The sequence below is a fragment of the Microbulbifer agarilyticus S89 genome (assembly GCF_000220505.1).
Classification (GTDB): domain Bacteria; phylum Pseudomonadota; class Gammaproteobacteria; order Pseudomonadales; family Cellvibrionaceae; genus Microbulbifer; species Microbulbifer agarilyticus_B.
The window spans coordinates 33,854-56,847 of the sequence record NZ_AFPJ01000035.1 but is presented as its reverse complement, the minus strand read 5'-3'; the positions used below and the strand labels follow the sequence as shown (position 1 = coordinate 56,847).

The window sequence follows — 22,994 nt, the reverse complement described above, 5'->3', positions numbered from 1 at the left end:
TTAAGGGCGTTTTTACTCTGTAATGAATAAATTTAAGGTTTTTTTACTTTTTTTGCCTTTAGCTGGCTATTGGCATGTGGAATCGGTGCTTCTTTTTCATTAATCGGTAGCACTACAGCCTCGCAAAAACTTGCCTGGGCGGGTGTGATTTTGAATGCACTGGCGTTACCAATTTGGGTTTGGTTCCGTTATTTGTATCCACAAAAATTTCACGGAGATCTGCGAGAAACCAGTGCTTTTCTGGCTGTATTACTCGGCCTGGCACTTGCGCTGCTCGCAGACGGACAGCTCAGCCTGCCCATTTACCTGGTAATTACGAATCTCTTTGTGGTTTTGCTTTATCTCTACCACTTTAGTTCGATTGCACACCCCGCGCTGCCTGGACTAAACGAACCGTTTCCTGAAATAGAGGAGCAAACAGGGAAAGGCTGTCATATCCGGGATATTTGTCGCGAGCGAGCCCTGGACGGGGTCTTCGTGGTGTTTTTGAGGGGGAGTTTTTGCGCGGACAGTCGGGGTCAGTTAGCAAGCTTCCAACACCTTCTGCCTGAGCTGCAAAAGAGAAACATCGGAATATTGCTATTCAGTGCGCAGCCATCGACTTCCTGGGATAAATCGCTCTCGCAGTTGGGAGCAGCGGCGAGGGCCGAACTACAGGTGCATCAACTGGCCGAATCGTCCGAGGTTTACCCGTTATTTGTCGCACGGCAGGGGGCGCCCCTGTTGATGCAACCTTGGCAGTCCGCGGCGGCGCGGCCCAGCGCCTGGCTTGTGGATAGTGAGGGCCTGGTTCTGTGGCGAGAGCTGGCAGGTAACTACCGAACACCACCGGGAGCTGATTCACTGCGTGCGCAATGGTTCCGGCTTGAAGATTGAACGTGTATAGGTCGCAATTGGTAGCAGTGGCGAGGCTGCCCTAATAGTAGACAGCCCAATACTAGCCAGCCCCAATATAAAGAAGGCGTATCGCTCAAAGCGATACGCCTTCTTTATATTGGGTGAACGATATGAATAGGGCGGCCGGCTGCTTCTGGTATTCGGAATTGCCTGCCGCCCAAACGGTTATATCGTTTAAAGGGGGCCGTAAGGCAGGTAACGATTGTCGGTATTGCCGCGTATCCACAAAAGTTGCTCGCGGCTAAGGGGGGCTTTGCGCTGGCGCAGGGATTTCGCCAGCGGAATTACGGGAGATTCTGCGCCACCCTGCCAGTCGAGGTGCGTTTCTGCCAGCGTGAAAAACTGGATGAAGGCCCACAGTTGTTCCGGTGACCAGTTGGCGGCTTCCTCGAGCCACTGTGTTGCTGGCAATCCTGCGAGCCAGCCCGCCGAGCGCAGTGTCTCTGGAAGCTCGGCCAAGTCGGCGTTGCCGTCGGCGAGTGAAACTTCCAGTATCTGCTTGAGCAGGTTGGGGTCGATTTTTTCTCGGGACTGATCATTGGAGGCCTGCTTGGCTGGTTCCCATGCGCCGACGCTCATACATACTCCTCTAGGAAAACTTGCCCGCAATCGGGCACATCGACCGGGGATTATACATGGGGTTAACGGTGCAAGGGGGAAGGGCATAAAGGTGCAGGTGGCAGGGCGTTGGGCAGGGCGTCGGAGCCAAGGTGCAGCTGGCCGCCGGAGCGCAGGATACGCACTGGCGAATCAGCAGAATAGATGCCGGGCGTGGAATTCTGCATAATCCAGCACATGGACAATTTCGACCTGTTGCCTTACCGGATCACCTTTTTGGGTTTCCTTTTAGGAGTCCCATTTAGGTAGGAGTCCCATTTAGGGGTTCCATGTAGAAGTTCCATGCTGGGGAAACGGCAGCCAAGCGCTGGCACAGGAAAACTGACCCGAATTTGGTTAGAAGTCATATGAATACAATCGACAAGCCAATCGCCGCACAAAAGCGCATTGCTCTGGTGGCCCACGACAATCGCAAGCAGGGGCTTATAAAGTGGTGCCAGCGGCACCGAGCCATTCTCGAGCAACATCAGTTACTCGGGACCGGTACCACGGGGACCCAGATTGAGTCGTCCACAGGAATGCAGGTGGAAAAGCTGTTCAGCGGCCCGATGGGCGGCGACCAGCAATTGGGGGCAAAGATTTGCCAGGGCGATGTGGATATCCTGATTTTCTTCTGGGACCCCTTTGAGCCCATGCCCCACGACCCGGATGTGAAGGCATTGCTGCGTATCGCCGCGGTATGGAACATTCCGGTGGCCTGTAATGCGAGCAGTGCCGATATGATGATTCACTCGACCCTGATGTCGCAGAGTTTTGCGCGGGAAGTACCTGACTATCAGGGCTATCTAGCGAGTCGGACCGGTGATTTTGCTGTATAAATTGTGAGCTTTCGGGTATGCTGCCGATTGTAAGTAATTGATTTTTAAGGCTTATGTTGTGGCTGTGCAGGATGCACTTGCATTGCTGGCCATTTCCCGGCAATCTTCCCCACCTGATTAGACCGGTGAATCCGGCGAATTCGAATCAAAAACTGTACGGTGTTTTATGAGTAGACGACGCGGTAAGGCCGTAGAAGAAGAAAAAGCGGATATCGACCTGACGCCCATGTTGGACGTCGTATTCATCATGTTGATCTTCTTCATCGTGACGGCATCCTTCGTAAAAGAGAAGGCGCTGGACGTGAATGTACCTGATCCGGATCAGCAGGTAGAGACTCCGCCGGACCCCGACAAGCAAAACATCCTGATCAGCGTGAACTCCGCTGACGAGATCTGGATGGGGCCCACGCGCGTTGACAGCCGTGCAGTACGTGCGCGTATTGCCCAGCTCTTCGCGGAGAACCCGCAGGCGATCGTTATTATCCGTGCGCACAACAAGTCCAGCGCGGACACTTACGTAACCATCGCCGATGCGGCGAAAGAGGTGAACCCGAACATTCAGGTTTCCCTGGTTCCTTTCGAAGACTGATTTTAATCGTCAGTCTCCTTGCGGGAGACAGCCTCTCGCAGGATCAAAAAAGCCAGCTTTTGCTGGCTTTTTTTGTGTCTGCTAATTGGGCTCTGGTGGCCGGAATGTCCACACAGTCACCGGCGGCCCTGGTCTTGGCCGCCGGTGAGTTGACCGGACTAAAACTCGGAACGAATTGCCCACAAGTCCGGAAATACCGGCTTGAACAGGGTGCTCTGCAGATAGCCCACCCCACTGGAGCCGCCGGTACCCATTTTGCTGCCGATGGTCCGCTCCACCATTTTCACATGGCGATAGCGCCACTGTTGCAGCGAGGTGTCGATATCCACCAGGGCCTCGCAGATATCGCTTACCAGCGGGTCATTGCGATACACATCAATCAGCACCGCTTGTACCGCCGGGGAGGGCTCGGCCACCTGACTGAAGTCCCGGTTTAGTACACTGTCCGGAATGGCGTGCCCCTCGTGGGCGAGAAACTGCAGGAAGGCGTCCCACAGGGTGGGGGCTTCGAGGCGTTTTTGCAGGCGCTGATAGTGTTCGGAGCCCTGCGCATAGTTTTGCAGCTTGCGCGGGTCCTTGGCGCCGTACAGGAACTCCAGCTCGCGGAATTGGTAGGACTGAAAGCCACTGGCGGTGGAGAGTCGGTCGCGAAAAGACATAAACTCCAGGGGCGTAAGCGTCTCCAGGATGTCGACCTGCTGGATCAGCGTGCGATATATGGCATCGACGCGCTTCAGTGTATGCAGCGCACGATTGCGCTCTCCCGCACAAAACAGGCGCACCAGAAAGTCCAGTTCATGCAGTAGCTGCTTGAACCACAATTCGTAGCTCTGGTGGATAACGATAAACAGTAATTCGTCGTGTTCGGGGCCTGCGGAGAGCGGTTGCTGGCATTCCAGCAGCTCGTCGACCTTCAGATAAGAGCTGTAGGTAACGGTCATGTGGGTGGATTCCTTTTGTCGAATAGCCTCATCTGCAATGAATGTAACGGTATTCGCCGGTATATAAATTAAAAGTTGCGTAAAATTGCACCAATTTGGCCGCATTATAAGGTCGATGAGGCAATTATTGGAAAATACATTTCGTGGCTAATAGCTGCGCTTCAGTCGAGCATTGCTTCGACTTAGGTAAGGCAAACTGGTCGAATTGGACCTCGTCTATACGCAATGACTGGCTAAACTAGCGCTAGATCGCCACCAAGATAATGAAACCAAGTAATAGCGGAGCCCCGTAATGCCAAGCCCCTTCGAAAGCCCCTGTGCAGAAATTGACGCCCAGTTAAGCAACCGGGTTCTGGAGATCACGATCAATCGGCCGCAGCGTAAAAATGCGCTAACCAAGGCCATGTACTCCGCTATGGCACAGCTATTGGTGGAAGCGGCCAGCAACCCGGAGGTGCGCGTCGTCATTCTGACAGGTGCCGGTGGCGCCTTTACTAGTGGCAATGACCTGACGGACTTCCTCGATGGCGCGGCCTCCAGCGAGGATTCCCCGGTATTCCAGTTTATGACCGCGCTGTACGAATTCCCCAAGCCGGTTGTTGCCGCGGTCAGTGGGGTGGCGGTGGGCATCGGCACCACGCTGTTGTTGCACTGCGATCTGGCGATCGCGGAAGATCACGCCATGTTCCAGATGCCGTTTGTCAATCTGGGGCTGTGCCCGGAGTATGCCTCCAGCCTGCTGTTGCCGCGTATCATGGGCCACGCCAAGGCTTCAGAGTTACTTTTGCTGGGGAACAAGTTTGATGCCCAGACCGCGGCAAACGTGAATATCTGTAATGAAGTCGTATTCTCCGGTGAGGCGCTGGGGCGCGCGCGGGAGTATGCGCAAGAGCTCGCGAAGAGGGCCCCGGAAGCTGTACGCCTGAGCAAGAAATTGCTGCGTCAGGGTACTTATGAGAGTGGCCTGGCAGTTATTCGCGAAGAAGCGTTGTACTTCCAGCAGCGCCTGCAGTCGGAGGAGTTCCGCGAGGCGGCGACGGCCTTTATGGAAAAGCGGCCGGCGGACTTTTCGCGGTTCGAGTGACACTCTGTTACCAACTTGCTCGCGGTAGGCGTTTCGCCACCGCGGCCGCAGGGTGCCTTGGGCTGTAGAATTAATTTTTTTATTGGCTGCATTATTGCGGCCATTTTTATTCCTTATTTGTATTTTGGGGTATTTTGTTTTGCTGGTCCGTTGTGGGGGTGTTGAGCGGGCACCTGCACGTCCCCGCCAGCCCCTGTGCACCTCCTCTGTGCACCTCCTCTGTGCACATGTCCGCGGGTTACCCGGGCCCGCGATCAGCCGTGATTCTGCGGCCATGAACCGGTAAACTGCTAAGCGATACAGCAGGACTCGCACGTTCCGTAGCGGCTCCTCGGGCCAACTTTCCAGCGCCGAAGAATAATATGGCTGGGAAATGCACTGTCGTGAGGCTTGTTTAGCTCAGCAAGTGATTGAATAACTCCTATAACAGGCAATTTCGGGCTGTCCATGAACGCCACTTTTTCCTCATTTGAGGTTTCCAATGTGTCGATATCGCGCTGGTTAAGGCCGGCCGCGGTTCGGGTTTTTGTCGTGCTGGCGTTGTTACTTCTCATTCCCAATACGGTGCTTGCCCAGATGGTGACGAGCGTCGGGGCCGAAGAAGATGGCAGTCAACGCACCGGGCAGGCACGGGTCTGGCACGACCCGAGCGGGCAAGCAACGCTTGCGGATGCGCTGACGGCGCTGAATTCAGGCCGCTTTTCCCCGCTGGCCGGCGGTGGCTCTACCGGGCTGCAAAAGGGCAGCTACTGGTCTTACTTTGAGCTGCGCAATACCCAGCAGCATGTGCTCCCGCTGCACCTGGAGTACGTGGACCACCAGTTGATCCGTTTACAGGCGTTTGCCAGTGACCAGGCGGCTAGCGACTTCCATGAGCTCGTCGATCTGGCAATGGGGGAACCGTTTGCCCAGCGCCCGGTATTTCACAATCGTTTTGTCGTCCCCGTGGAGTTGCCGCCCGGCGAGACGGTGAGATTTCTGGTGCGCTACGACTCTGAAGAGGCCGGCTTTGTATTCCCCTCGATGCGAATCTGGACCCCGGACGCGCTGAGCAAATCCCACACCGGTGAAACCGCAGTGCTCGCTTTCCTGTTCGGTGGTATTGCACTGATCTCACTGTTTTCCCTGATTGTGGGCGTGACCACAGGGGATTCCAGCTTCTTCGCCTATTTCGTATATGGCATTTCCAAGATCGTGGCTTGGGCCACGATCCTCGGGTTTACGCACCAGTATGTCCTGCAGCAGGACTTCCACTGGAGCTATATGTCTGCCGCCGGTGCAGTCAGTATATTTTGTGGGGTGGTGTTCGATCGCCTGTTCCTGCAAACCCGCCAGTACACCCCGCGTCTCGATTACATCCTTATCTTGATGATGGTAAATGCGGGCATTTTACTGGTTAGCGCCATACTACAAATCAAGACCGTAGCGCTCATCTCAATAACCCTGGCGCTGTTGCTGTACCCGGCCTCCACCGTGATTGCACTGGTGCGCTGGCGCCAGGGTTCCAGTGAAGCGGCAGTATTTGCCGTGGGTTGGACACTGTTACTGGCAGGGCTTTTCTATCAGGCGCTGCGTGACCTCGGTATCGTCGATCACAATCTGGTGAACTACTACTTGCCGCCCTTGAGCTCCTTCGTTGAGATGGTGACGATTATGGCCGCCATGGGGATCAAGTTACGGCGGGTGCGTTTGCAGGCTCTGGAGTCGGAGCGACAGTACCGGCGGCACCTGGAACAATCGAAAGTGAAGCTTGAGGGCCTAGTGCGGGCGCGCACGGAAGAGCTGGAAAAGGCCAAGCAGCTTGCCGAAATGGAGGCGCGGACCGACCCACTTACGGGTATCCGCAACCGCCGGAGCTTCCTCGAGGACGCTGAACTTTGTATCAAGCGGGCTTATCGCGAGGGTGAACCTGCCAGCCTGCTGATGTTTGATATCGATCACTTCAAGTCGATTAACGATGAGCACGGGCACGGCGTGGGCGACGCGGCGCTGCGGGAGTTCAGTGCAGCGATTCAGACCAAAATACGCGAGACGGACGTATTTGGCCGCCTGGGTGGCGAAGAGTTTGCGCTGCTGATTACCGAATCCAGGCCGAACTCCCTGCTTACCGCAGAACGGCTGCGGGACGCCATTGCCGCGATCCGCTTACCGACCGCGGGCGGTCCGGTGATGTTTACCTCGAGTATTGGTGTGGCACATTCTGATAACGACATCTCCGTCGAACAGCTTATGCGACAGGCCGACTTGGCAATGTACCGGGCCAAGCAGCAGGGACGTAACCAAGTAGTGGATTACGCTGCAGCGGACGATGCGGCAGCGGAGCATCCTGCACTGATAAGCGAATCTGCGGAGGTGACCCCGGCCTAGGCGCCCTTGCGCCAGTGCTTTGGTTAAGGCGAAGCGTCCTCGTGCTGCGGTTTGGGCCGTTTCTGCAGGTAGTCACGCACTTGATCCGGGTGGTCGGTAAATAGTCCATCCACTTTGTATTGCTCTACATAAAAGGCAACAAAGTCTTCAAAGCTGCGGAACGTATCGGGGATTTGCTGTCGATCTGCACGGAATGTGTATGGGTGTATCTTGAGCCCCAGGCTGCGTGCATGGGAGAGCAGTGCGCTCTCTGCCCCCTCCTCGTTTGCCAGCATTGGGTACCATGGGCCAATCCCTGCGGCATAACCGGCGATTTTCTCCAGCCCTTGCGGGGTGCGCATCCACTCATAATCGTAGTTCTGCCATTGCCCGGCCCGCTGTACCTGCTTTTCCTCCCACTCGGTTTCTGCGATCAATTGCACCAGGGGAATATCCATATCCATTGCCGGCAGCAGCTCCCGGTGAATACGCTGTAGCTCTTCCGCATCAAAGGATTGCAGGTAGACCTTGCTATCTGGCTTTGTGTAGCCGTACTGCTTGAGCACCTGGAGCACCGTGCGAGAAATATCGCGCCCCTCCTGCGTATGGAAGTACGGTTTCTTGATTTCAGGGTATATACCGGTGTTGTAGCCCAGCGACTGGTTGAGGCCCCGGATAAGCTCCAGTTCCTCAGCAAATGTCGCCAGCTGGAATTGTGAGTGCCACAACGGAAAACGTTTGCCGTATTTTGGTATTTCCTTTCCCAGTATGTTTATGAAAGGCCCGGTGACGCTGAGCTGCTTGAGTTCTGCGAGCGTGAAGTCAATGGTATAGAAATGCCCATCGGCGCGGGCCCTGCTGGGGAATTTTCGGGCGACATCGGTAACCTGGTCCAGGTAAATGTCATGCATTACGATCAGGTGATTGTCTTTACTCAGTACCAGGTCTTGTTCGATATAGTCCGCGCCCATGGCGTAGGCCAGCGTTTTCGCTTCGAGCGTGTGTTCAGGCAGGTATCCAGACGCGCCGCGATGCGCAATAACAATTGGGGTGTTGCGCTCCGCGGCGTGCAGGGTCGGCACGAAGGCGCAGGCAAACGTAATGAAAATGCAATAAAGCAGACGCATGACGGTGCCGCCAGTAGAGGGTTTGCCTAAACATACCCGGACTGGACTGAAATAAAAATGGCGCAACGAGGAAAGGTGGGTTATGAAAAAATTGTGTCAGTGTGAGGTGGGGTAGGGAGCGGACACCTACACCGACACTGACACCGGTGCCCGCCACCTGTAATCCAGATTACTGGACGATTTTGATCCACTCTCCGGGCTGGGGTTCACCACGCGGATAATAACCATTGAGCAGGCGTAATTGCTCTTCCGCGTACTCGCCAATTTCCATGTGGCGGGCCAGCGATTCAAAGGTTGTTTTCTCATTTGCCTGCACGTAGCGGACGCGCTTGATGTCGGGCTTCACCACGTCGGTTTTGCGCAATGGCCGAAAACTACGAATGCTCGTCATAAACAGGTTATCGTATTCTGCCTGTTTCTCTTTATCCTTTGGTTCCTCGGCAATCTTACCCTCCAGGATGTATTGTCGGCTGCCATAGAACAGCACCGCCACACGGTCCGGCGAATCTGCAGTGCGCACCGGCAACTTACCCGTGTGCCCCTCCAGGCGGTACTGGCTGAGCGCTTCATCTTCCTCGAGGCTGCGCACGTCATATACGCCGCGCAATGCCATGTCCGCTGGCTGGTTGCCATCGCGTTTGGCAACCCGGATGGTCATCGTCGCAGAATTATCCGGCGCAGTGCCAACAATGGCACTGCGTTGGTTCTCGACATTCCATCCATCGGGGAACAGGAGCGAGAAACCCAGGCTCTTGTGATTGAATCGGTTCTTTTCACTTTCCTGCGCATTTTGCCCGTAAACCAAGCCGTCGGTGCGCTCCCGGTAGTACTCCACTTTGGTGATTTTCTTGTCTTCCGGCAGTTTGCCGGCGGCCTCCACCACTTCGCGGAGGCGAATGTCATTGCGCGGGTGGGTTGAGAATACGCCATGGTACGTTTGCTGTTTCTTGCCCTCGACCCGGGCACGGCGTCGGGCAAAGGTCTCCTGGTCCTTCAGCAATGCGATTACATTGATCATTGACTGGGGGTCATAACCTGCGTTGTACATGTACTGGGCGCCAAAGCGGTCTGCCTCCAGTTCCATGTCACGGCCATAGCCTTTCACTGCCGCAGTGCTCCACAGGTTCGCCACGTCGCCGACGACACCACTGCCGGTAACCAGCACGGACAGCACCGACGCCACGCCCGCGCCGGTGGCCGCCGTTTTCTGGCGCACCGCATGGCGCGCTGTGATATGCCCAACTTCATGGGCGAGTACTGCCGCCATCTCGGCTTCAGACTGCAGATACGTGAGCAGGCCGCGATTGATGTACACATAACCACCGGGCAGGGCAAAGGCGTTGATGTCCTGGCTGTCGATGATGGTGAAGTAATAGGTCAGGTCTGGACGATCACTAGAGCGGGCAATTTTCTGTCCCACGTATTCCACATAGGCATTCAGAATAGGGTCGTTGTAGATCGGCGTGCTCGCGACCAGTTTCTCGTGCATTTCACGCCCGATCTTTATCTCTTTTTCTTCGGACATCAACACCAGGTCCGGCCGGTTGGTGGCTGGGTTGAACGCGCAGCCCACTGCACTGGCCAGCAGGGCCGCGACCATGATTTTTTTCAAAGTGTGCATGATGATCTCCTCTATTATTCTCTCCGATCCCTAGCTGAGTGATCGCTGTTCGCTAACGACTCGCGGATTGTGGTGGTAACAAGAATTCACGTAGTTGTGCGGCCATGCCCTTGCACGCGTTGTTCTGCACGCGCGCAATCAGTGGGATGGGCACCACGATGGCGGGCATATAGGACGTGCCCTGGGCGTCGGCGCTGATCTTCCCCGACAGTTCCTGGTCGCGGAAGTCCCATACCGACGCTTCGTAATCAGACTCCTTATCCCAGGTGCCAAAGCCGAAACAACCGGCCCCGGCAGTACTGATTGAGCAGCCGATGGAGCCGGCACTGGAGGTGGTTTCCGTTGAACCGTCGATCCACACGATGTATTTCACTCCGTACTGTTCCATGCGGTCGCGCACATCGGGAATATCCATCAGCTTGCTCAGTGACTTGATGTGCATGGGGGCCTTGCGTGGTTCAAACCATGGGTACAGGGCATCCACAAACTGCTGCTCGGGGATCACATTGACCCCTGCCTCCGGGCTGTGCAGGGTGTCGCCGACACAGTCGATCAGGTCGGGCTCGGTTTCGTACTCACTGGAGTGGCGCCTGCCCAGGATCACCACTGAGTCGCCCACCGCCAGCTCACCGGTACTGCGCCGGTATTCATCGATCACCACTGTGGTGCAGCCGCCGCTAGCCAGCGCTGCGGTGGCCAGTAGCAGTGGCGCTACCAAATTACTCAGGGATTTCACCGAACCATCCTCCTTGATAGGGCCTGCCGGTCTGGGGCGGCCCGAATCGAACATCCAGTTTGCGCCGCTGCGCACTACTTCTCGCCAGTCACTTCCTGCATACTCAGTGCGCGCTGCTTGTTCACAATAAAGGCCTGCAGCTCCGGCACCTGGGTAAAACCGGTATAAAGCGTGGCGCCCGCATCGCGCAGCGCTACATTAATCGCCTGAGCCAGCGCGGCCTCTTGCGATTTCAAAAATGCCGTGGGCGTTTTCCCATACGCAGTAATTACCCACTCCGCCACAGAATCGCCACGCTGGTTGTAGGCGTGCATGTCGTACTTGATCCATACCTCGAAAATATTGACGCGGGTTTCTCGTGGCATGGTGAACTGGAGCTCGCGCACCTCGGGCACGATCACCAGGTCCAGACCCTGGGGCAGGTCGCTGGGATACTGGGCGAGGCTGATGGTTTCCCGGAACATTGACCCGAGAACTGTCTCGAAAAGGTTTTTTTGCGCGCGCCCGGTATTGATATTCCATTCGTCGCGGTCATCCCGATTTTCGCTATACGTAAACTGTCGGAAGTCATCACTCAGATATACGCCCACGGTCAGGGGGTGCTGGTTACCCACGGGGGTGGGAAACTGCCCGTCAACCGAGACGGTATGGGCACAGGCAGTGAGTAGCACCGCGGCGAGTACCGCAGTTAGCCTGCCCATTGTGCGAAGTCCATTTAGCCAGATAGTCATTGCGTGCTCCCGGGCGATCCGTGCCCATGGTCAAATTAGTTTCACCGAAAATCGTTGAGTCCCACGAAGGTACCGCCATTGCGGTAGGTGAGCTCTCGCATCAGTGCGGCAAAACGCAGGCCGGTTGTTTGCAGGTGCAGTGGACGCGAAAACTGAATGGGGAAGCCGATGGCATGAATGCGGACCATACGCTGGTCTTCACCCCGCTGTGCATTGACCCGATCCACGGCCATCATGACGTTGCGAATCGACTTGCCGGTGAATTCATCGCCGAGCACGTAGATGCTGATTTTCTTGTTTGGGTCATAGAAGGTTCGGACGGCTTTCTGGATACCTTCCACCGGGCTGGAATTACTGAAGGGATTCCATGCCCGCAAGCGATCAAGCACGGCCTGCCGACGCCCGGGTGTATCGGGTATCCAGCGATTGCGATAATTGGAGAACATGTAATCCCCCATATCGTTCATTACCTGAATGCCCTTTACGTTGGGATATAGATTGAGCGTGTTTACCATCTCTTCAATCATTCGATCCCAGCCGTAATTGAACATGCTGCCGGAGGTGTCGATGATGAACAGGATGTACTCACTATCCACGGGGATACCGCCAATCACATTGTTCTTGCGCTGATAGTTTTCACCCAGCAGACGCTTCATTTCATCGGTCATGCTCTGCAGGGCGATGGTCAGCTCACCTTTCAGCTTGCCTTCCTCTGATTCACTCTCAGTCTTGCGCGCGTAGACTGCTTGCAAGGTTTCCAGTTCGCCCTTCAGCTTGGCAATACGCTTGGTCTCGATGTCCAGCTGCTCTTTCTTGGCATTCAAATCGCGGTTCAAAACGGTGGTTTCGCCGCGGATCTCTGCCAGTTGCTCCTGCAGTTCCTGCACCTGGGCATCCAGATCCAGTTCCGCTTCTTCAAGCACGATGGGCTCCACTGTTTTCGCGATCATAAGCAGCAGGACGATCGCGCCGAATCCACAACAGATAACGTCGAGAAAAGAAATGCTGAACTCTTCTTGCTGTCGCTTGCTACGTCTGCTCATGGCCAGTCCTTAGAGGGTGCGAGGAAAGAGCCCTGGCTGCTCATCGCAAGCTTCCAGAACTCACTGGCGGCAAAGGGGTCACCCTCCATGGGGGCGAGTACCACATTCACCGGAATACTCTTTGGCAACACCTTCACCGCATTGCGGAACAGCTTCCTGCGGTCCTTGCCGGATACGGTGTTACCACGCGGCGCTTTCATACCTTGGGTGGGTAGGCCGTCGGTGATCAGAATGATGTTGTCCGGCAGTGGGGACATATTGTTCACTGCCTGGAAAATACGCTCGAGACTCGTGCCGTTCTGGGGCACCACTTTATCCAGTGCCTTCATTGCCTCGTCGATTTGATCGCGATCGTCGACATTCAGCCAGCGATCTTCGGTACCGACGATTGCAGCCTGGAAACTGGTGTTAAATGTGTAGATTTGGTACTGGCTGTCTTGGGGAAACTGGGCCACCAGCCAGTTGACAGTTTGCTTGGCACGGCGCCACTTTTCTGTATTGCGCTTTACCGAATCCGACATGTTTCGGGTACGGATAACCTTGATCAGCTCATCGGCGAGCATGCTGGCAGAGGAATCCAGCAAAATCAGGATGCGGTCACCGCCCAGGCGCAGGCCGGTGAGATATTGCCGGTCGCCATCGCCGACAAACTTGCGCACATTGTTGCCGAGCTTTTTGTTTTCTTCCTCGAGCTGTTTCTTGGCCTGCTCCAGCTTTTTCAGTTTTTCCTGTAGCCGGGCAATGTCCATCTCGTCGGTAGTGCTGTCGACCTCAGCGAGATTGCCTTTGACCTCTTCGATCTGCTCCATGATCCGCCGTGCCAGGCCCTGTGCCTTGGCAAGCTCGTCACTGGTGGTGTCCAGGGTGTTGCGGGCCAGCACCATGTGCTCTCGACCGAACTGCACCTCTTCTTGGAGCAGGTTTACTTCCGCCGACGGGTCCTGGTTCTCGGCCTCAATATCGTGGTCCGACCCGTGTTTGATGATCAGGAAGATCAACGCCACGGCACCAAAACCACAGGACATGATGTCGAGGAATGACAGGCTAAATGTTGTAAAACGCCGATTTTTACGCGCCATATTGTTCCACGCTGATCGCAGTGATTACGCCGTCGAAGTCCGCTACGCCGATGCGGTCACCGGCGGTAAGGTTCACCGGGGCGGAAATCGATTCGCCGTTTAACATCAAGTCCGCGCCGGCATCCACGCGCAACGCAAGGCGTCCGGCGTGGTTTGTGATGGTGGCCGCGGGGTGGGTAGGTGGCGTAGGGGTGATGTCCAGTTTGCCGTTTTGCCAGCTTACGAATAGTGGCTGTTGCGCGGCGAGGGCGCGGTGGCCATGTAACAGGTGGGTAGCGCCCGCCTCGGCGGCAGCGTTTACCTGCACCGCGATATCGTGGGCTTCTGCCGCACGCAGGCTGGTGATCAGGCGCAGGTTGCCGCTTTCCGAGTGCAGCTCCTGCCAGTGGTTTTCCACCGCCTGTGCCACGGCATTGTGGGGGAGCAGGTGGATACGCTCCGCGAGCTGTGCACCACCAGGGATTTCTGCCCAGCGATGGGATACGAACACCACGCTGTTGGCATCGCCGAGATTGTCGATCATTGCGCGCACCCGCGAGAGGATAGGGGTGCTTGCGTCTTGCAGTTGGCGCAGGCTGACCTTTGCGGTGCGGTCGTCGAGTTCTGCCATGACTTCGCCCTGGCGCATCGCCCGGGCTATCCACTGCGGCAGCAGGTCATACAATTGCTGTTCTGCCTCGGCGGAATGGAAGGGGTCAAAGCGGCACTGCATCACGAAGGCATCGCTGAAGACTCGTGCCCAAGCTTCCTGGAAATGCTGCAGGCCGGAATCGGTGACGGTTTCGGCAATCGCGAGTTCCGCATGCTCATGTACCTCCACGCGGCTCACCAGCGTTTGGTGGCGGTGCAGCTCCACATGCAGGTGGTTACCGCGGGGTGCGCAGCTGCTGATACAGGCAGCTGCGCTGTCAATCAGGGTGACGCTGTTGAACGCGCTTTCCTTGACGACCCCGAGTAACAGGGCGAGCTGTTCATGGGTAAAGTTGCCGGGCACCGCAAGGGCGACTTCATCCGGCAAGTCGCAAAGTTCTGCGATGTGCTTGAGCTGGCAAAACGCGAGATCCGCATGGTGACGGCATCCCGGATTGTTCGATTTTACCGACTCCAGGCTTAGCCGCCGCCAGAACTGATGATTTACTTCGGTGGGGTGACTGCGTGCGCGCATCAACGCAGCAGTACCGGTAATGATTTCACTGCTATTGATAATCGCGACCCCAGGGCTTTCGAGGATTTCATTTGTGCCATCGAAAACACGCAGACCGCAGTCGTTAATTTCCAGTACACCCTTGCTCATGCCAATTCCTGTTTTGCTCTGGGCAGTCAGGTCCGTGACTTGCCAAATCTCTGGTTGACCGGGATTGCCGGTATTGCTCAAACGTTCTCGACGTTGCTTAACTCACCTTGAGGAAGCGGAGTAATTTGTTGTCGCAATAATTTTGGGTATCCAACACCAACCGCTCCTGCATCAACTGCAATTGGTGCGTGAAAAACATAATTACGATACTGATTACCAGTGCCACAAAAGTGGAATTGAAAGCCACACCGAGGCTGACGGTGACGCCGGCAATGTCCCCTTCCACGGCGCGGTGCGCCTGCGCCAGGGCCTCACCAATACCGCGCACGGTACCGATAAATCCGATCGATGGGATAGCCCAGGTAATGTACCGCACCATGGCCAATTCGCTGTCGAGCCTATCCCCCTCGGTCTCACAGACTTCTTTCACTGAGTTGGACACCGCCGCTACATTGCGGGTAGATCCAAAACGCTGCAGCGCGGTGAGCAGTGCCCGGGGGAGCAAAAAATTTCGTTCGTCTTCTGGCAGTGCCTGGATCGGTCGCGAAAGATCGCGCGCATCTTCTGGCAGTATCGGTGTGCCTTCACTGACATTCAGCAGGGCTTCGTCCAGCAGCTTGCGCTCGCGTATGGAGCGGCGGGCTTTGAGACCCATGATGGCCATGGCCCATAGCATCAGGACAAAGCAGGCCTCCTGTTCGTAGTCGCGCATCACAATGTAGAGGGAGCGCTGCTGCGCATAGGTTTCGCCGGCCTCTTCACGCGCCATCTGCTCGGCAATCAAGGCATCCGCATTTGGGCGGATAATCGCAACGTAGATGGCATGAACCAGGATGATGGCCCCGAGCAGGGCAAACAGCTGGAACATAAAATCTGAAGACTTGAATTTCATGAGATTTCCCGCTTCCTTTTGGGGGCCTTCCTTTGGTGATTGGCCCGGTATTGCTATTGTCTGTGCGTGCTCTGCGCACCGCTCCGTCATCGGGACCAGGTGCGATGTTTAGGTCAATTTCAGATGTCCACTGGATACGAAACAGAAAGATCCTCGGAAATCTCTTCCGTTGCTTCGTAGTTGTCTGCGCTTTCTGCGCTTTGTGCTTTGATACGGGTTTTGGCTTTCTTCGGCTTTGGCGCGACTGTGGTGTCCACTGCTGTTTTCGGAGCTGCCGTATTCCCGGACTCGCTGCCTTGTTGTGCATCTTCGCCCGCGCTGCCGGCGGCATCTTGCGCGGCACTCGGCAGGGGGAGCAGGGCGAGCGCGCAGGCAAAAGTTGCTGCCAAAATAAACGCAACTCGGTTCTTGCTCGGGCGTTTCACAAGTAGGGCCTGTGCAACGGCTGCAGAGCTGGGTGGCGATTTAATCTGTTTCATGAGCACTCCGATTACTTGACCCAGCGGGCGACGCGAAAACCAATGTCGTTGCGTGGGTCAGCGCCGTAGTCGCGGTACGAAAGTCGCAGTTCGGTGAGGCCCGCATGCTTCCAGCTGGAACCGCGCACCACGTGATAATCCCCTTCCTGCGCGCCCACCGGATTTTCCTCTCGCTTGAGGGAGAGCCCGGTGCCGATGCTGTACATGTCGTGAATCCACTCGGATACATTGCCGCCCATATCAAACAGGCCAATGTGGTTTGGGCTGTAGCTGGCGACGGGCGCCGTTGCGGGATAGCGGTCGTTGTAAGTGCGCAGCACGGCCGGGACAATTTGCCCTGCGCTACTATCGGCGTAGTTACCAGAGTTTTTTCCGACTGGTAGAGCATCACCCCAGGGGAATTTGCGCATGGCGCCACGCTCAAAGCGCGAGGCCCAGGCCCACTCGGCTTCGGTGGGTAAGCGATAGCCATCGGCGCTGGCATCAAAGCCGGTAACGCGGCCGCCTTCGGTACGGTATACCTGTTTGAGCCCATCGCGTTCGCTGAGCCAGTTGCAGAACAGTGCGGCGTCATTCCAGCTGATATTCACCACCGGCAGCCGGTCGTTATCCAGGCTGACTCCGTTGGCATGGCTGGAGTTGTGCATGCGCTGGTAGCGTCGATATTCTCGATTAGTGACCTCTGTGGTACCGAGGTAGAACGGGCGGGTAAGCGCAACTTTGCGCAAAACTTCATTGGCCCGTCGCCCCTGCTCGCGGCGTGAGGAGCCCATGGTGAATTCCGCCTTCGGACGCATCAGCAGCATCTTGCCGCCTGCGCCATGGGTGATCTCGGTTGGGACATTGCTCCAGCGTGCCTGCTCGCCGGTTAACAACACGGCGCGCACCGACTGTTTCAACTTGTTGGAGGGCACAATGGTGGTCTGGTAATCCTCGTAGCCCGCCTTGCGCACAAGGATGCTGTGACTGCGGGTGGGCAGGGTAAAGGTCTGGCCTGCAACACCGGCGAGCTTGCCATCGATGAACACCTGGGCATCCGCCGGACTGCTGCTAATGGATACCTTGCCGAATACCGCGCTGAGCTCGACATTCATGTCCCGCAGGTCGCCGGCACGCACATCCACCGAGCGTTCAACCGTGCTGTAGCCATCCATAAAGAAGCGCAATTTATGCCGGCTGTTCGATGCGAGATCCAAATCCAGTGGAGTCTGCCCGCGGTATTCTCCGTTCACGGTTACGCTGGCGCCAGCGGGGGTGCTCACAACGCGCAGGGTGCCATCGGCGGCGGACAGATCGACGGTTTGCAGAGTCTGGTCGACACCGGCGGTTACCGGCACGGGAACCTGCACGGTCTTGTATTGTGACAGTGAAATGTCCACCATCCGGTCGCCCTGAACCAGCTCGGCGGTAAGCGGCGTGGTGCCGAGAATTTTTCCCTCTACGCTCACGGTGGCACCGGCAGGGTTACTGGTGATATGTACGTTAGCCCAGGCGGGGCGCAGGTTCGCAGTGAGTATTTGCGTATTGTCGAGGCCCTCGATTTCGAGCTCTTTACTAAACGGCAGGTAGCGTTCGGTGAGAATAGTGATGCGCTTGCGGCCCGCTGGGATCGCGGATGCCAGTCCCGCTTCACTATCGACTTCCGCACCGTTTACCAAAATCCGCACCGGCACATTGGGGTCGGTGACCACCTGCAGGTGCCCGGGCAGACGCTCCAGGTTCACCGCATGACGACTGTTGCGATCGCTGCGCACCTCCACCTCGCCACTTTGTGGCACATAACCCGTGGCGCTCACGGTGTAGTTGTAATGGCCAGGTAACACCAGGTGACCGTCTCCCAGGGGGAGTGCAATGCCACTCACGGTAACCTTGGCATCGCCTGGCTGGGTTTCAAAGATCAGCGAGCGGGCGATCAGCAGGTACACCAGCATCAACGCGCCGGCCAGGAGGCAACTGGCGACGACAATCGCTTTCGGGGACAGCAGGAGTTTCTTACTACCGGAAGATACCGGAGCCGGGGTAAAGCCAATTGGCTGAATGACGGGTGCATCTTCGCTGGACGGCTCACTATCGCGAGCGGATACCGCTTCCTTGGCTGTCATTTATGATTCCCTGTTACTGCGTACTTATTGATTTTTCCGTCGCGGCTGTCGCATTTTTATCCGCATGCAGTTTCGGCGGAGACACCTCTGGACAAGAGACACAAAGCCGCGCATTTCAGCTTAGTCTGCTCTCGTCTGTGCGGCCTGAATCGCCGAATGATTGGCGTAGCTTTGCTTGTTTTGGCGATACCGAGACGACAATTTCGTCCACTGATGGCTTCGTCAAAATAATGAAAAATACGCGTCCGGCTGGTCAGCTTTTCTGGGGTGGCGATGCCGGCGAACAGTGCACACTACGTGAAAAATCGTGTACTTTTTTGATCTGTTCGCCGGGGCAGGGTTTCCTTGTTCAGGAATTATTGGCGCTGTTAATTTTTTCTGCGCATTGGATAGTGACAACCGGTGAGTCGGACTTGGGATCAACCACAAATTCCTGGCGCACATCGCGGTATCCCTGACGCGTACCCACCGCCGTGTAGCGGCCTGGTTTCAATGCGATTTCCCGCTGTGAGAAGTTACCGAGCTTGCCGACGTGGTAAATAGTCACTTGGGTGCTGGCATCAGACTGTAGCACCACGGTAATCGGGATCAGCGCCCGAGTAAGCGCCGTCTCCAGGGATTCAATCTGCTCGGTGATGCGGGCGCCGCTCGCATCGAGTCCACGCGCATCAGCAAGTACCTTGCGCGCATACTGGTTGCGTTTTGCCTGGCTCAGGCTCAATGGGTCGCCCAGTAGCTCTTGCAACTGATCGTCGAGTTCCGCCCGCGCGCTGGCCCGTGCTTTGCCGGTAATGGCTTCCACCAGGCTGCCGTCCGACTCAAGCAGCTTCGTATATTGCTCTGCAGCCTTATGCCAGTGCTCCATTTGTTCGTTTTTCCGGGCGTTGGCAAACAGGCGGTCAATTTTCGCCTGGGCGATACCATTCGCGGCCTGTTGCAGGCCTGCGTCCGGATCTGTCGCGGTTGGCTTCAGTTTCTTGGCCTTGGAAAAAAGTCGTTTGGCCTGTTCAAATTCATTGCGGTCAATCGCCGCGTAACCCGCCGACATGGCCTCACTGTAATCACGCTCGAGAATCGCCGCGTTAACGTCCGGCAGCAGGGCCTTGGCTGGGGCCGTATCGGCATCGAGTGCCAGCGCTTTTTCCAGCTCGGTTTTCGCGAGATCCAGCTTCAGGGTTTCAAACGCCTCCTTGCCGCTGGTGAAGTGTGACCATACCTCCGGCAAAAGGTCTGCACGGGCCTTGCCTTTTTCCCCGCGCGGATGTCCTTCAGAAATGGTGAGGGCCAGGTCAAAGGCTGCGTGCGCGGCCTTGTCGTCGCCAATATCCAGTGCACCATTGCCTTCGGCAAGGTGTTGCTCGATCCGCGCTGGAATACTGTCGCGCAGTTGCTGCATTGCTGCCAATGCCTGGCGGTATTGTTCTAGCGCCTGCATAAACTTCCGCTGGCGGTAGATACCATCGGCTCCTTCTGCCAGGGTGCGCGCTGCGAAGTAGTCCTCCGCCGCCCAGGTTTCTACCCGGCGTTCAAGCAATTCTTCCTGCAATTGGAGAATTTCTTGCAGCACCTGCTGAACGTCCCGGCGCTGTTGCATGATCTCCGCTTCGGTGAAAGGCGACGCTTCAATTTTTGGCTGTGCGGCTGTGGGTGCAGCGGGCGCCTGAGCAGTGGCCGTAATTACCGGTGGGGCGGGTGTGTCGATCATCTGCGGTAGCAACCAGAATACCGCCACCAATCCACCGAGCATACCGCTGCCAATGAGCAAGGGGCCCCATTTCCTGGCATTTTTCTGCCGCAGGTGTCGGGGGTTCTGTTGCTCCGTCGAACCCGAATTAGCGTTGGGAGAATTACCCTCTTCCGTGCCGCCGAAGGAAAACTCTGCGGGCTGGATGTAGGATGGATCTTTTGAATTGGAATCGCGGTGTTGCATGTGAATTCCGCTGTGCTCGCTGTTATTGTCTATTGGTTGGCGGCGAGGATTGACTCGCAACCATGCCCAGTTCGCTTGCCGACTGCGGGTACACGGCAGGGACGTGTACCCGCAGAAAATCCGTCAAATATCCTGCAGGCCACCGGTCTCCGCCCGGTAGATTTCCCGGAGGAGTTCACGCCATTGTTGATACTGGTTTTCCACTGAACCAGACAGGGTCACGGTGCGGTCCTCCAGTTCTACAATTTGTGGCTCCACTTCGGCTTCCATTGAATCACCGAGCTCCTGCAGCGCCTCGATATGCATCTTGGCCTCGGAGCGTCGGTCAAAACCGCTTTTCACCAGATAACCACCACCGGCAACGGCCACATTACCGGCCTGGCTTGCCGCACCACCGCCTGCGCCAGCCGCGGCAATGCCACCAACGATTGCGGCCACACCCATGATGGTGTTGTTGCGCGCTTTACGCTTGAGTTCGCGCATTTGTTTTACTTCTTCAAAACTCATTGCGCGCCACTCCTGGTAGGGCGCCTTCATGGTTTTAACAAAGGTCCCGTAGTAACCCTGAAGTGTGTCGACAAACAGGTAATCCCGTTCGCGAATCTGACGCACACGTTGCAGCATGGGGTCGTTGTCCGCAGGCAGGGACGTCAGCTGATACATGCCATTCTCGTCCTGGACCAGGTAGCGCTGAAATGCACTGGGAGAAAAACTCTGGGCAAATTTAATTTCTGAAATGGTGCGCAGCTCAGCAATGTATTGGTCAGACAGTCCCTGGCGGTACATCAGCATGTCGTTTGAGATGCGGTTGTAGATACCCTGGAACGCATCACCCTCCGTGGGGTGCTTGCGGTCATAGGCGTAATGCGATGCGAGTTCGGTGTACTCCTTGGTAAACCACAGCTGCCCACGGGAGTCGCGTACCGTCACCTCGACCGTGAGGGTCTCTCCGTCGGACTGGACAATAGTGCCTGACACGGTGACGTCGATATTGGTGCGCTCACTTGGGATTACCCGTACCGCACCCCAGCCCTGGCTGGATTGCAATGCGTCAGCCAGGGTGACAGCGATATAACGGGATTCCGCACGGCGGAGTTCAGGAAAAACCAGCTCGTCCTCTTCCGGTTCATCCTCGCGCTCGAGCCCGGCATCAAATTGCACAATACCAACATCCAGGAGCCGGTTTTCTGCAATCGCCTGGTCTTCCACCGTCAGCGGTGTGTAGGCAGTGGTACGTACTTCGGTAGTGGTGCAACCGGTGATGGTCAAAAGACCAAAAGCCAGGCTGCACACGGTGCTGCGTAAATGCGAGAAAAACATAGCGTTACTCTCTCCCTAGTTTCTCCGAACTCTTTCAAGTGGCCCTATGAATGGGTGTTGTTATTTCTGTGATTTTTTGTATTTCCGATACTCTTCCCAGAGTCGCTCGCGCAACTCGGGATCTGTCTCCCGCGTGGCGGCTTCACGGATCTGGCGCGCGACAACATCATCATCGTCTCCGGTAGGTATATCCTCCGGTACCACGGATGGGCTGCCGCCATGATCGTATTCCCCCATGCGCCCTTTGGTGGGGAGGCCGGGGCCGGTTGCCTGGCCACTGGAATTGCTTTGCTCGGGGCCAGAGCCGCCCTCGCCCTGGGCGCCGGGTGAAGGGGGTGCCGGTAACTCTGCTTCGGCAGACTGGATCAAGTCTTCGAGGGATTCCCCTGCCGGGACCTCGTCCTCCACCGCTTCCTCTTCCTGCTCAGAAGCCGGGCGGTTGCGCACATAGTCGCGCTCGCGCAGGATCATGCCGTCGTAACTGGCCATGGTGGATTCGAACTGCCCCTCCAGCTCGGCGACGCGTTCGGCGCTGCTCATCGGCGCTTCATTGGGTGCACTACTGCCACCGGCGGGGCCGCCCGCACTGGTGGACGCACTGGCTTGCTGTGCGCTGCTCGGTCCACCGCTTTGTCCGCCGCTCTGGCCACTCTGGGCGGAAGCCGGGGCACCGCTGGCTGCGCTACTGGGAGAACTGCTGGAGGCGCTGCTGGGTGCGCCAGACGCACTGGCGCTGGCCTGCGCACTGCTGCTTGAGGCACTGCTGCTCGAGGAGCTGCTGGACGAACTGGACGAAGCGCTCGAAGAGCTGCTGCTGGACGCGCTACTGGCAGTCTTTTCTTCCTCAGAAAAGTCGATTTCCTCCGGTGGTTCACCCTCGCTATTGCTGGATGAAGGGTCCGGGGGCATGCGGGATTCTTCCGGGCGCTGATCGGAATCGCTGTACACCGGCGAGGATGGGTTGCGGCTGGCGGTTGGGTCTGCGTCGCTGCTGCTTTGAGCGCTGGAGCGACGCTTGGATTCCTCACCCTGGTCCGATGCAGTGGATGCCTGCTCGCTGGACCGGTCCCCGGACTCGATACTGGGAAACGAAGTGTTTGGTTTTGCCTGGCTGCTGGATGTCGACACGCTGGGACTGCGGCTGCTGCTCGGCGAGCTTGGCGACGGCATGCTGCTGGCCGTGGACGGGCTGGATTGCGAACGGCTGCTCGATGAGCTCGACGACTGCGATTGGGATTGCGACTGTGACTGCGACGGACTCGATGGGCTCGAACTGGACGGCTGCTGTGGCTGAGCTGGCGGCTGCTGCTGTGTTTGTTGATTCTTACAGCCACTGATCACTGCGGC

General features: G+C 56.8%; 23 protein-coding genes. 7 read left to right on the top strand and 16 right to left on the bottom strand.

Annotation, left to right across the window (positions count from 1 at the left end):
* Nucleotides 1-150: 150 nt before the first annotated feature.
* A complete protein-coding gene (locus AS89_RS0110965; protein ID WP_033230331.1) occupies nucleotides 151-876 on the top strand; it encodes a redoxin domain-containing protein in 726 nt (241 codons plus the stop codon).
* Nucleotides 877-1,071: 195 nt separating this feature from the next.
* Here AS89_RS0110965 and AS89_RS0110960 read toward each other — a convergent pair whose 3' ends face one another.
* Nucleotides 1,072-1,476, bottom strand: a complete 405-nt coding sequence (locus tag AS89_RS0110960) for a hypothetical protein (protein ID WP_010132672.1) — start codon at nucleotides 1,474-1,476, stop codon at nucleotides 1,072-1,074.
* Between the two features lie 62 nt (nucleotides 1,477-1,538).
* Nucleotides 1,539-1,682 carry a hypothetical protein gene (locus AS89_RS18790; protein ID WP_158217356.1) on the bottom strand — a complete coding sequence of 48 codons (144 nt, stop codon included), beginning with the start codon at nucleotides 1,680-1,682 and terminating at the stop codon, nucleotides 1,539-1,541.
* Nucleotides 1,683-1,862: 180 nt separating this feature from the next.
* On the opposite strand from AS89_RS18790, the gene AS89_RS0110950 reads away from it, so the two are divergent.
* On the top strand, nucleotides 1,863-2,333 hold the full coding sequence (locus AS89_RS0110950; RefSeq protein ID WP_010132671.1) for a methylglyoxal synthase: 471 nt from the start codon (nucleotides 1,863-1,865) through the stop codon (nucleotides 2,331-2,333).
* A gap of 166 nt (nucleotides 2,334-2,499) precedes the next feature.
* The gene (locus AS89_RS0110945) at nucleotides 2,500-2,922 is read left to right on the top strand and encodes an ExbD/TolR family protein (protein WP_010132670.1); all 423 of its coding nucleotides are present in this window, start codon (nucleotides 2,500-2,502) and stop codon (nucleotides 2,920-2,922) included.
* Between the two features lie 158 nt (nucleotides 2,923-3,080).
* On the opposite strand, the gene AS89_RS0110940 is transcribed toward AS89_RS0110945, so the two are convergent.
* Entirely contained in the window at nucleotides 3,081-3,863 is a 783-nt protein-coding gene (locus AS89_RS0110940) for a tryptophan 2,3-dioxygenase (RefSeq protein WP_010132668.1), read from the bottom strand.
* Nucleotides 3,864-4,155: 292 nt separating this feature from the next.
* Between AS89_RS0110940 and AS89_RS0110935 the strand changes: the two genes are divergently transcribed.
* Both AS89_RS0110935 and AS89_RS0110930 read left to right on the top strand, forming a co-directional pair.
* On the top strand, nucleotides 4,156-4,947 hold the full coding sequence (locus AS89_RS0110935) for an enoyl-CoA hydratase (protein WP_010132666.1): 792 nt from the start codon (nucleotides 4,156-4,158) through the stop codon (nucleotides 4,945-4,947).
* Nucleotides 4,948-5,478: 531 nt separating this feature from the next.
* On the top strand, nucleotides 5,479-7,314 hold the full coding sequence (locus tag AS89_RS0110930; RefSeq protein WP_010132664.1) for a sensor domain-containing diguanylate cyclase: 1,836 nt from the start codon (nucleotides 5,479-5,481) through the stop codon (nucleotides 7,312-7,314).
* A 23-nt stretch (nucleotides 7,315-7,337) separates the two neighbouring features.
* Here AS89_RS0110930 and glpQ read toward each other — a convergent pair whose 3' ends face one another.
* The 13 genes from glpQ to AS89_RS0110865 form a co-directional block, all read right to left on the bottom strand.
* Complete coding sequence (gene glpQ, locus AS89_RS0110925) at nucleotides 7,338-8,420, bottom strand: glycerophosphodiester phosphodiesterase (RefSeq protein ID WP_010132662.1); 1,083 nt, start codon at nucleotides 8,418-8,420, stop codon at nucleotides 7,338-7,340.
* 169 nt (nucleotides 8,421-8,589) lie between these two features.
* The gene (locus AS89_RS0110920) at nucleotides 8,590-10,041 is read right to left on the bottom strand and encodes a M48 family metalloprotease (RefSeq protein ID WP_010132661.1); all 1,452 of its coding nucleotides are present in this window, start codon (nucleotides 10,039-10,041) and stop codon (nucleotides 8,590-8,592) included.
* Nucleotides 10,042-10,093: 52 nt separating this feature from the next.
* Nucleotides 10,094-10,777, bottom strand: coding sequence for a hypothetical protein (locus AS89_RS0110915; protein WP_237709671.1), 684 nt, complete (start codon nucleotides 10,775-10,777; stop codon nucleotides 10,094-10,096).
* Between the two features lie 74 nt (nucleotides 10,778-10,851).
* Nucleotides 10,852-11,508, bottom strand: a complete 657-nt coding sequence (locus AS89_RS0110910; RefSeq protein ID WP_100169352.1) for a hypothetical protein — start codon at nucleotides 11,506-11,508, stop codon at nucleotides 10,852-10,854.
* Nucleotides 11,509-11,549: 41 nt separating this feature from the next.
* Nucleotides 11,550-12,551, bottom strand: coding sequence for a vWA domain-containing protein (locus tag AS89_RS0110905; protein ID WP_010132658.1), 1,002 nt, complete (start codon nucleotides 12,549-12,551; stop codon nucleotides 11,550-11,552).
* On the bottom strand, nucleotides 12,548-13,630 hold the full coding sequence (locus tag AS89_RS0110900; protein ID WP_010132657.1) for a vWA domain-containing protein: 1,083 nt from the start codon (nucleotides 13,628-13,630) through the stop codon (nucleotides 12,548-12,550). Before AS89_RS0110900 ends, AS89_RS0110905 begins: the two co-directional genes overlap by 4 nt.
* Entirely contained in the window at nucleotides 13,620-14,924 is a 1,305-nt protein-coding gene (locus AS89_RS0110895; protein WP_010132655.1) for a hypothetical protein, read from the bottom strand. The genes AS89_RS0110900 and AS89_RS0110895 overlap by 11 nt, the downstream gene beginning before the upstream one ends.
* Nucleotides 14,925-15,021: 97 nt before the next feature.
* Complete coding sequence (locus AS89_RS0110890) at nucleotides 15,022-15,816, bottom strand: MotA/TolQ/ExbB proton channel family protein (protein WP_010132654.1); 795 nt, start codon at nucleotides 15,814-15,816, stop codon at nucleotides 15,022-15,024.
* A 119-nt stretch (nucleotides 15,817-15,935) separates the two neighbouring features.
* Nucleotides 15,936-16,295, bottom strand: coding sequence for a hypothetical protein (locus tag AS89_RS0110885; protein WP_010132653.1), 360 nt, complete (start codon nucleotides 16,293-16,295; stop codon nucleotides 15,936-15,938).
* A gap of 11 nt (nucleotides 16,296-16,306) precedes the next feature.
* A complete protein-coding gene (locus AS89_RS0110880) occupies nucleotides 16,307-18,397 on the bottom strand; it encodes an SUMF1/EgtB/PvdO family nonheme iron enzyme (protein ID WP_010132652.1) in 2,091 nt (696 codons plus the stop codon).
* Between the two features lie 349 nt (nucleotides 18,398-18,746).
* The gene (locus tag AS89_RS0110875) at nucleotides 18,747-20,327 is read right to left on the bottom strand and encodes a hypothetical protein (RefSeq protein WP_010132651.1); all 1,581 of its coding nucleotides are present in this window, start codon (nucleotides 20,325-20,327) and stop codon (nucleotides 18,747-18,749) included.
* A gap of 123 nt (nucleotides 20,328-20,450) precedes the next feature.
* Nucleotides 20,451-21,647: a hypothetical protein gene (locus tag AS89_RS0110870; RefSeq protein WP_010132650.1), complete on the bottom strand. Its 1,197-nt coding sequence runs from the start codon at nucleotides 21,645-21,647 to the stop codon at nucleotides 20,451-20,453.
* 60 nt (nucleotides 21,648-21,707) lie between these two features.
* Complete coding sequence (locus AS89_RS0110865; RefSeq protein WP_029249954.1) at nucleotides 21,708-22,187, bottom strand: hypothetical protein; 480 nt, start codon at nucleotides 22,185-22,187, stop codon at nucleotides 21,708-21,710.
* Nucleotides 22,188-22,197: 10 nt separating this feature from the next.
* Here AS89_RS0110865 and AS89_RS0110860 point away from each other — a divergent pair, with 10 nt between their 5' ends.
* The gene (locus tag AS89_RS0110860) at nucleotides 22,198-22,578 is read left to right on the top strand and encodes a hypothetical protein (RefSeq protein WP_029249953.1); all 381 of its coding nucleotides are present in this window, start codon (nucleotides 22,198-22,200) and stop codon (nucleotides 22,576-22,578) included.
* A gap of 84 nt (nucleotides 22,579-22,662) precedes the next feature.
* The gene (locus tag AS89_RS0110855) at nucleotides 22,663-22,941 is read left to right on the top strand and encodes a hypothetical protein (protein WP_010132647.1); all 279 of its coding nucleotides are present in this window, start codon (nucleotides 22,663-22,665) and stop codon (nucleotides 22,939-22,941) included.
* Nucleotides 22,942-22,994 lie beyond the last annotated feature (53 nt).

Coding starts and splice junctions, on each gene's coding strand:
- AS89_RS0110960 (WP_010132672.1), bottom strand. CDS start 1,476: ATGAGCGTCGGCGCATGGGAACCAGCCAAGCAGGCCTCCAATGATCAG.
- AS89_RS18790 (WP_158217356.1), bottom strand. CDS start 1,682: ATGCAGAATTCCACGCCCGGCATCTATTCTGCTGATTCGCCAGTGCGT.
- AS89_RS0110950 (WP_010132671.1), top strand. CDS start 1,863: ATGAATACAATCGACAAGCCAATCGCCGCACAAAAGCGCATTGCTCTG.
- AS89_RS0110945 (WP_010132670.1), top strand. CDS start 2,500: ATGAGTAGACGACGCGGTAAGGCCGTAGAAGAAGAAAAAGCGGATATC.
- AS89_RS0110940 (WP_010132668.1), bottom strand. CDS start 3,863: ATGACCGTTACCTACAGCTCTTATCTGAAGGTCGACGAGCTGCTGGAA.
- AS89_RS0110935 (WP_010132666.1), top strand. CDS start 4,156: ATGCCAAGCCCCTTCGAAAGCCCCTGTGCAGAAATTGACGCCCAGTTA.
- glpQ (WP_010132662.1), bottom strand. CDS start 8,420: ATGCGTCTGCTTTATTGCATTTTCATTACGTTTGCCTGCGCCTTCGTG.
- AS89_RS0110920 (WP_010132661.1), bottom strand. CDS start 10,041: ATGCACACTTTGAAAAAAATCATGGTCGCGGCCCTGCTGGCCAGTGCA.
- AS89_RS0110910 (WP_100169352.1), bottom strand. CDS start 11,508: ATGACTATCTGGCTAAATGGACTTCGCACAATGGGCAGGCTAACTGCG.
- AS89_RS0110905 (WP_010132658.1), bottom strand. CDS start 12,551: ATGAGCAGACGTAGCAAGCGACAGCAAGAAGAGTTCAGCATTTCTTTT.
- AS89_RS0110900 (WP_010132657.1), bottom strand. CDS start 13,630: ATGGCGCGTAAAAATCGGCGTTTTACAACATTTAGCCTGTCATTCCTC.
- AS89_RS0110895 (WP_010132655.1), bottom strand. CDS start 14,924: ATGAGCAAGGGTGTACTGGAAATTAACGACTGCGGTCTGCGTGTTTTC.
- AS89_RS0110890 (WP_010132654.1), bottom strand. CDS start 15,816: ATGAAATTCAAGTCTTCAGATTTTATGTTCCAGCTGTTTGCCCTGCTC.
- AS89_RS0110885 (WP_010132653.1), bottom strand. CDS start 16,295: ATGAAACAGATTAAATCGCCACCCAGCTCTGCAGCCGTTGCACAGGCC.
- AS89_RS0110880 (WP_010132652.1), bottom strand. CDS start 18,397: ATGACAGCCAAGGAAGCGGTATCCGCTCGCGATAGTGAGCCGTCCAGC.
- AS89_RS0110875 (WP_010132651.1), bottom strand. CDS start 20,327: ATGCAACACCGCGATTCCAATTCAAAAGATCCATCCTACATCCAGCCC.
- AS89_RS0110870 (WP_010132650.1), bottom strand. CDS start 21,647: ATGTTTTTCTCGCATTTACGCAGCACCGTGTGCAGCCTGGCTTTTGGT.
- AS89_RS0110865 (WP_029249954.1), bottom strand. CDS start 22,187: ATGAGCAGCGCCGAACGCGTCGCCGAGCTGGAGGGGCAGTTCGAATCC.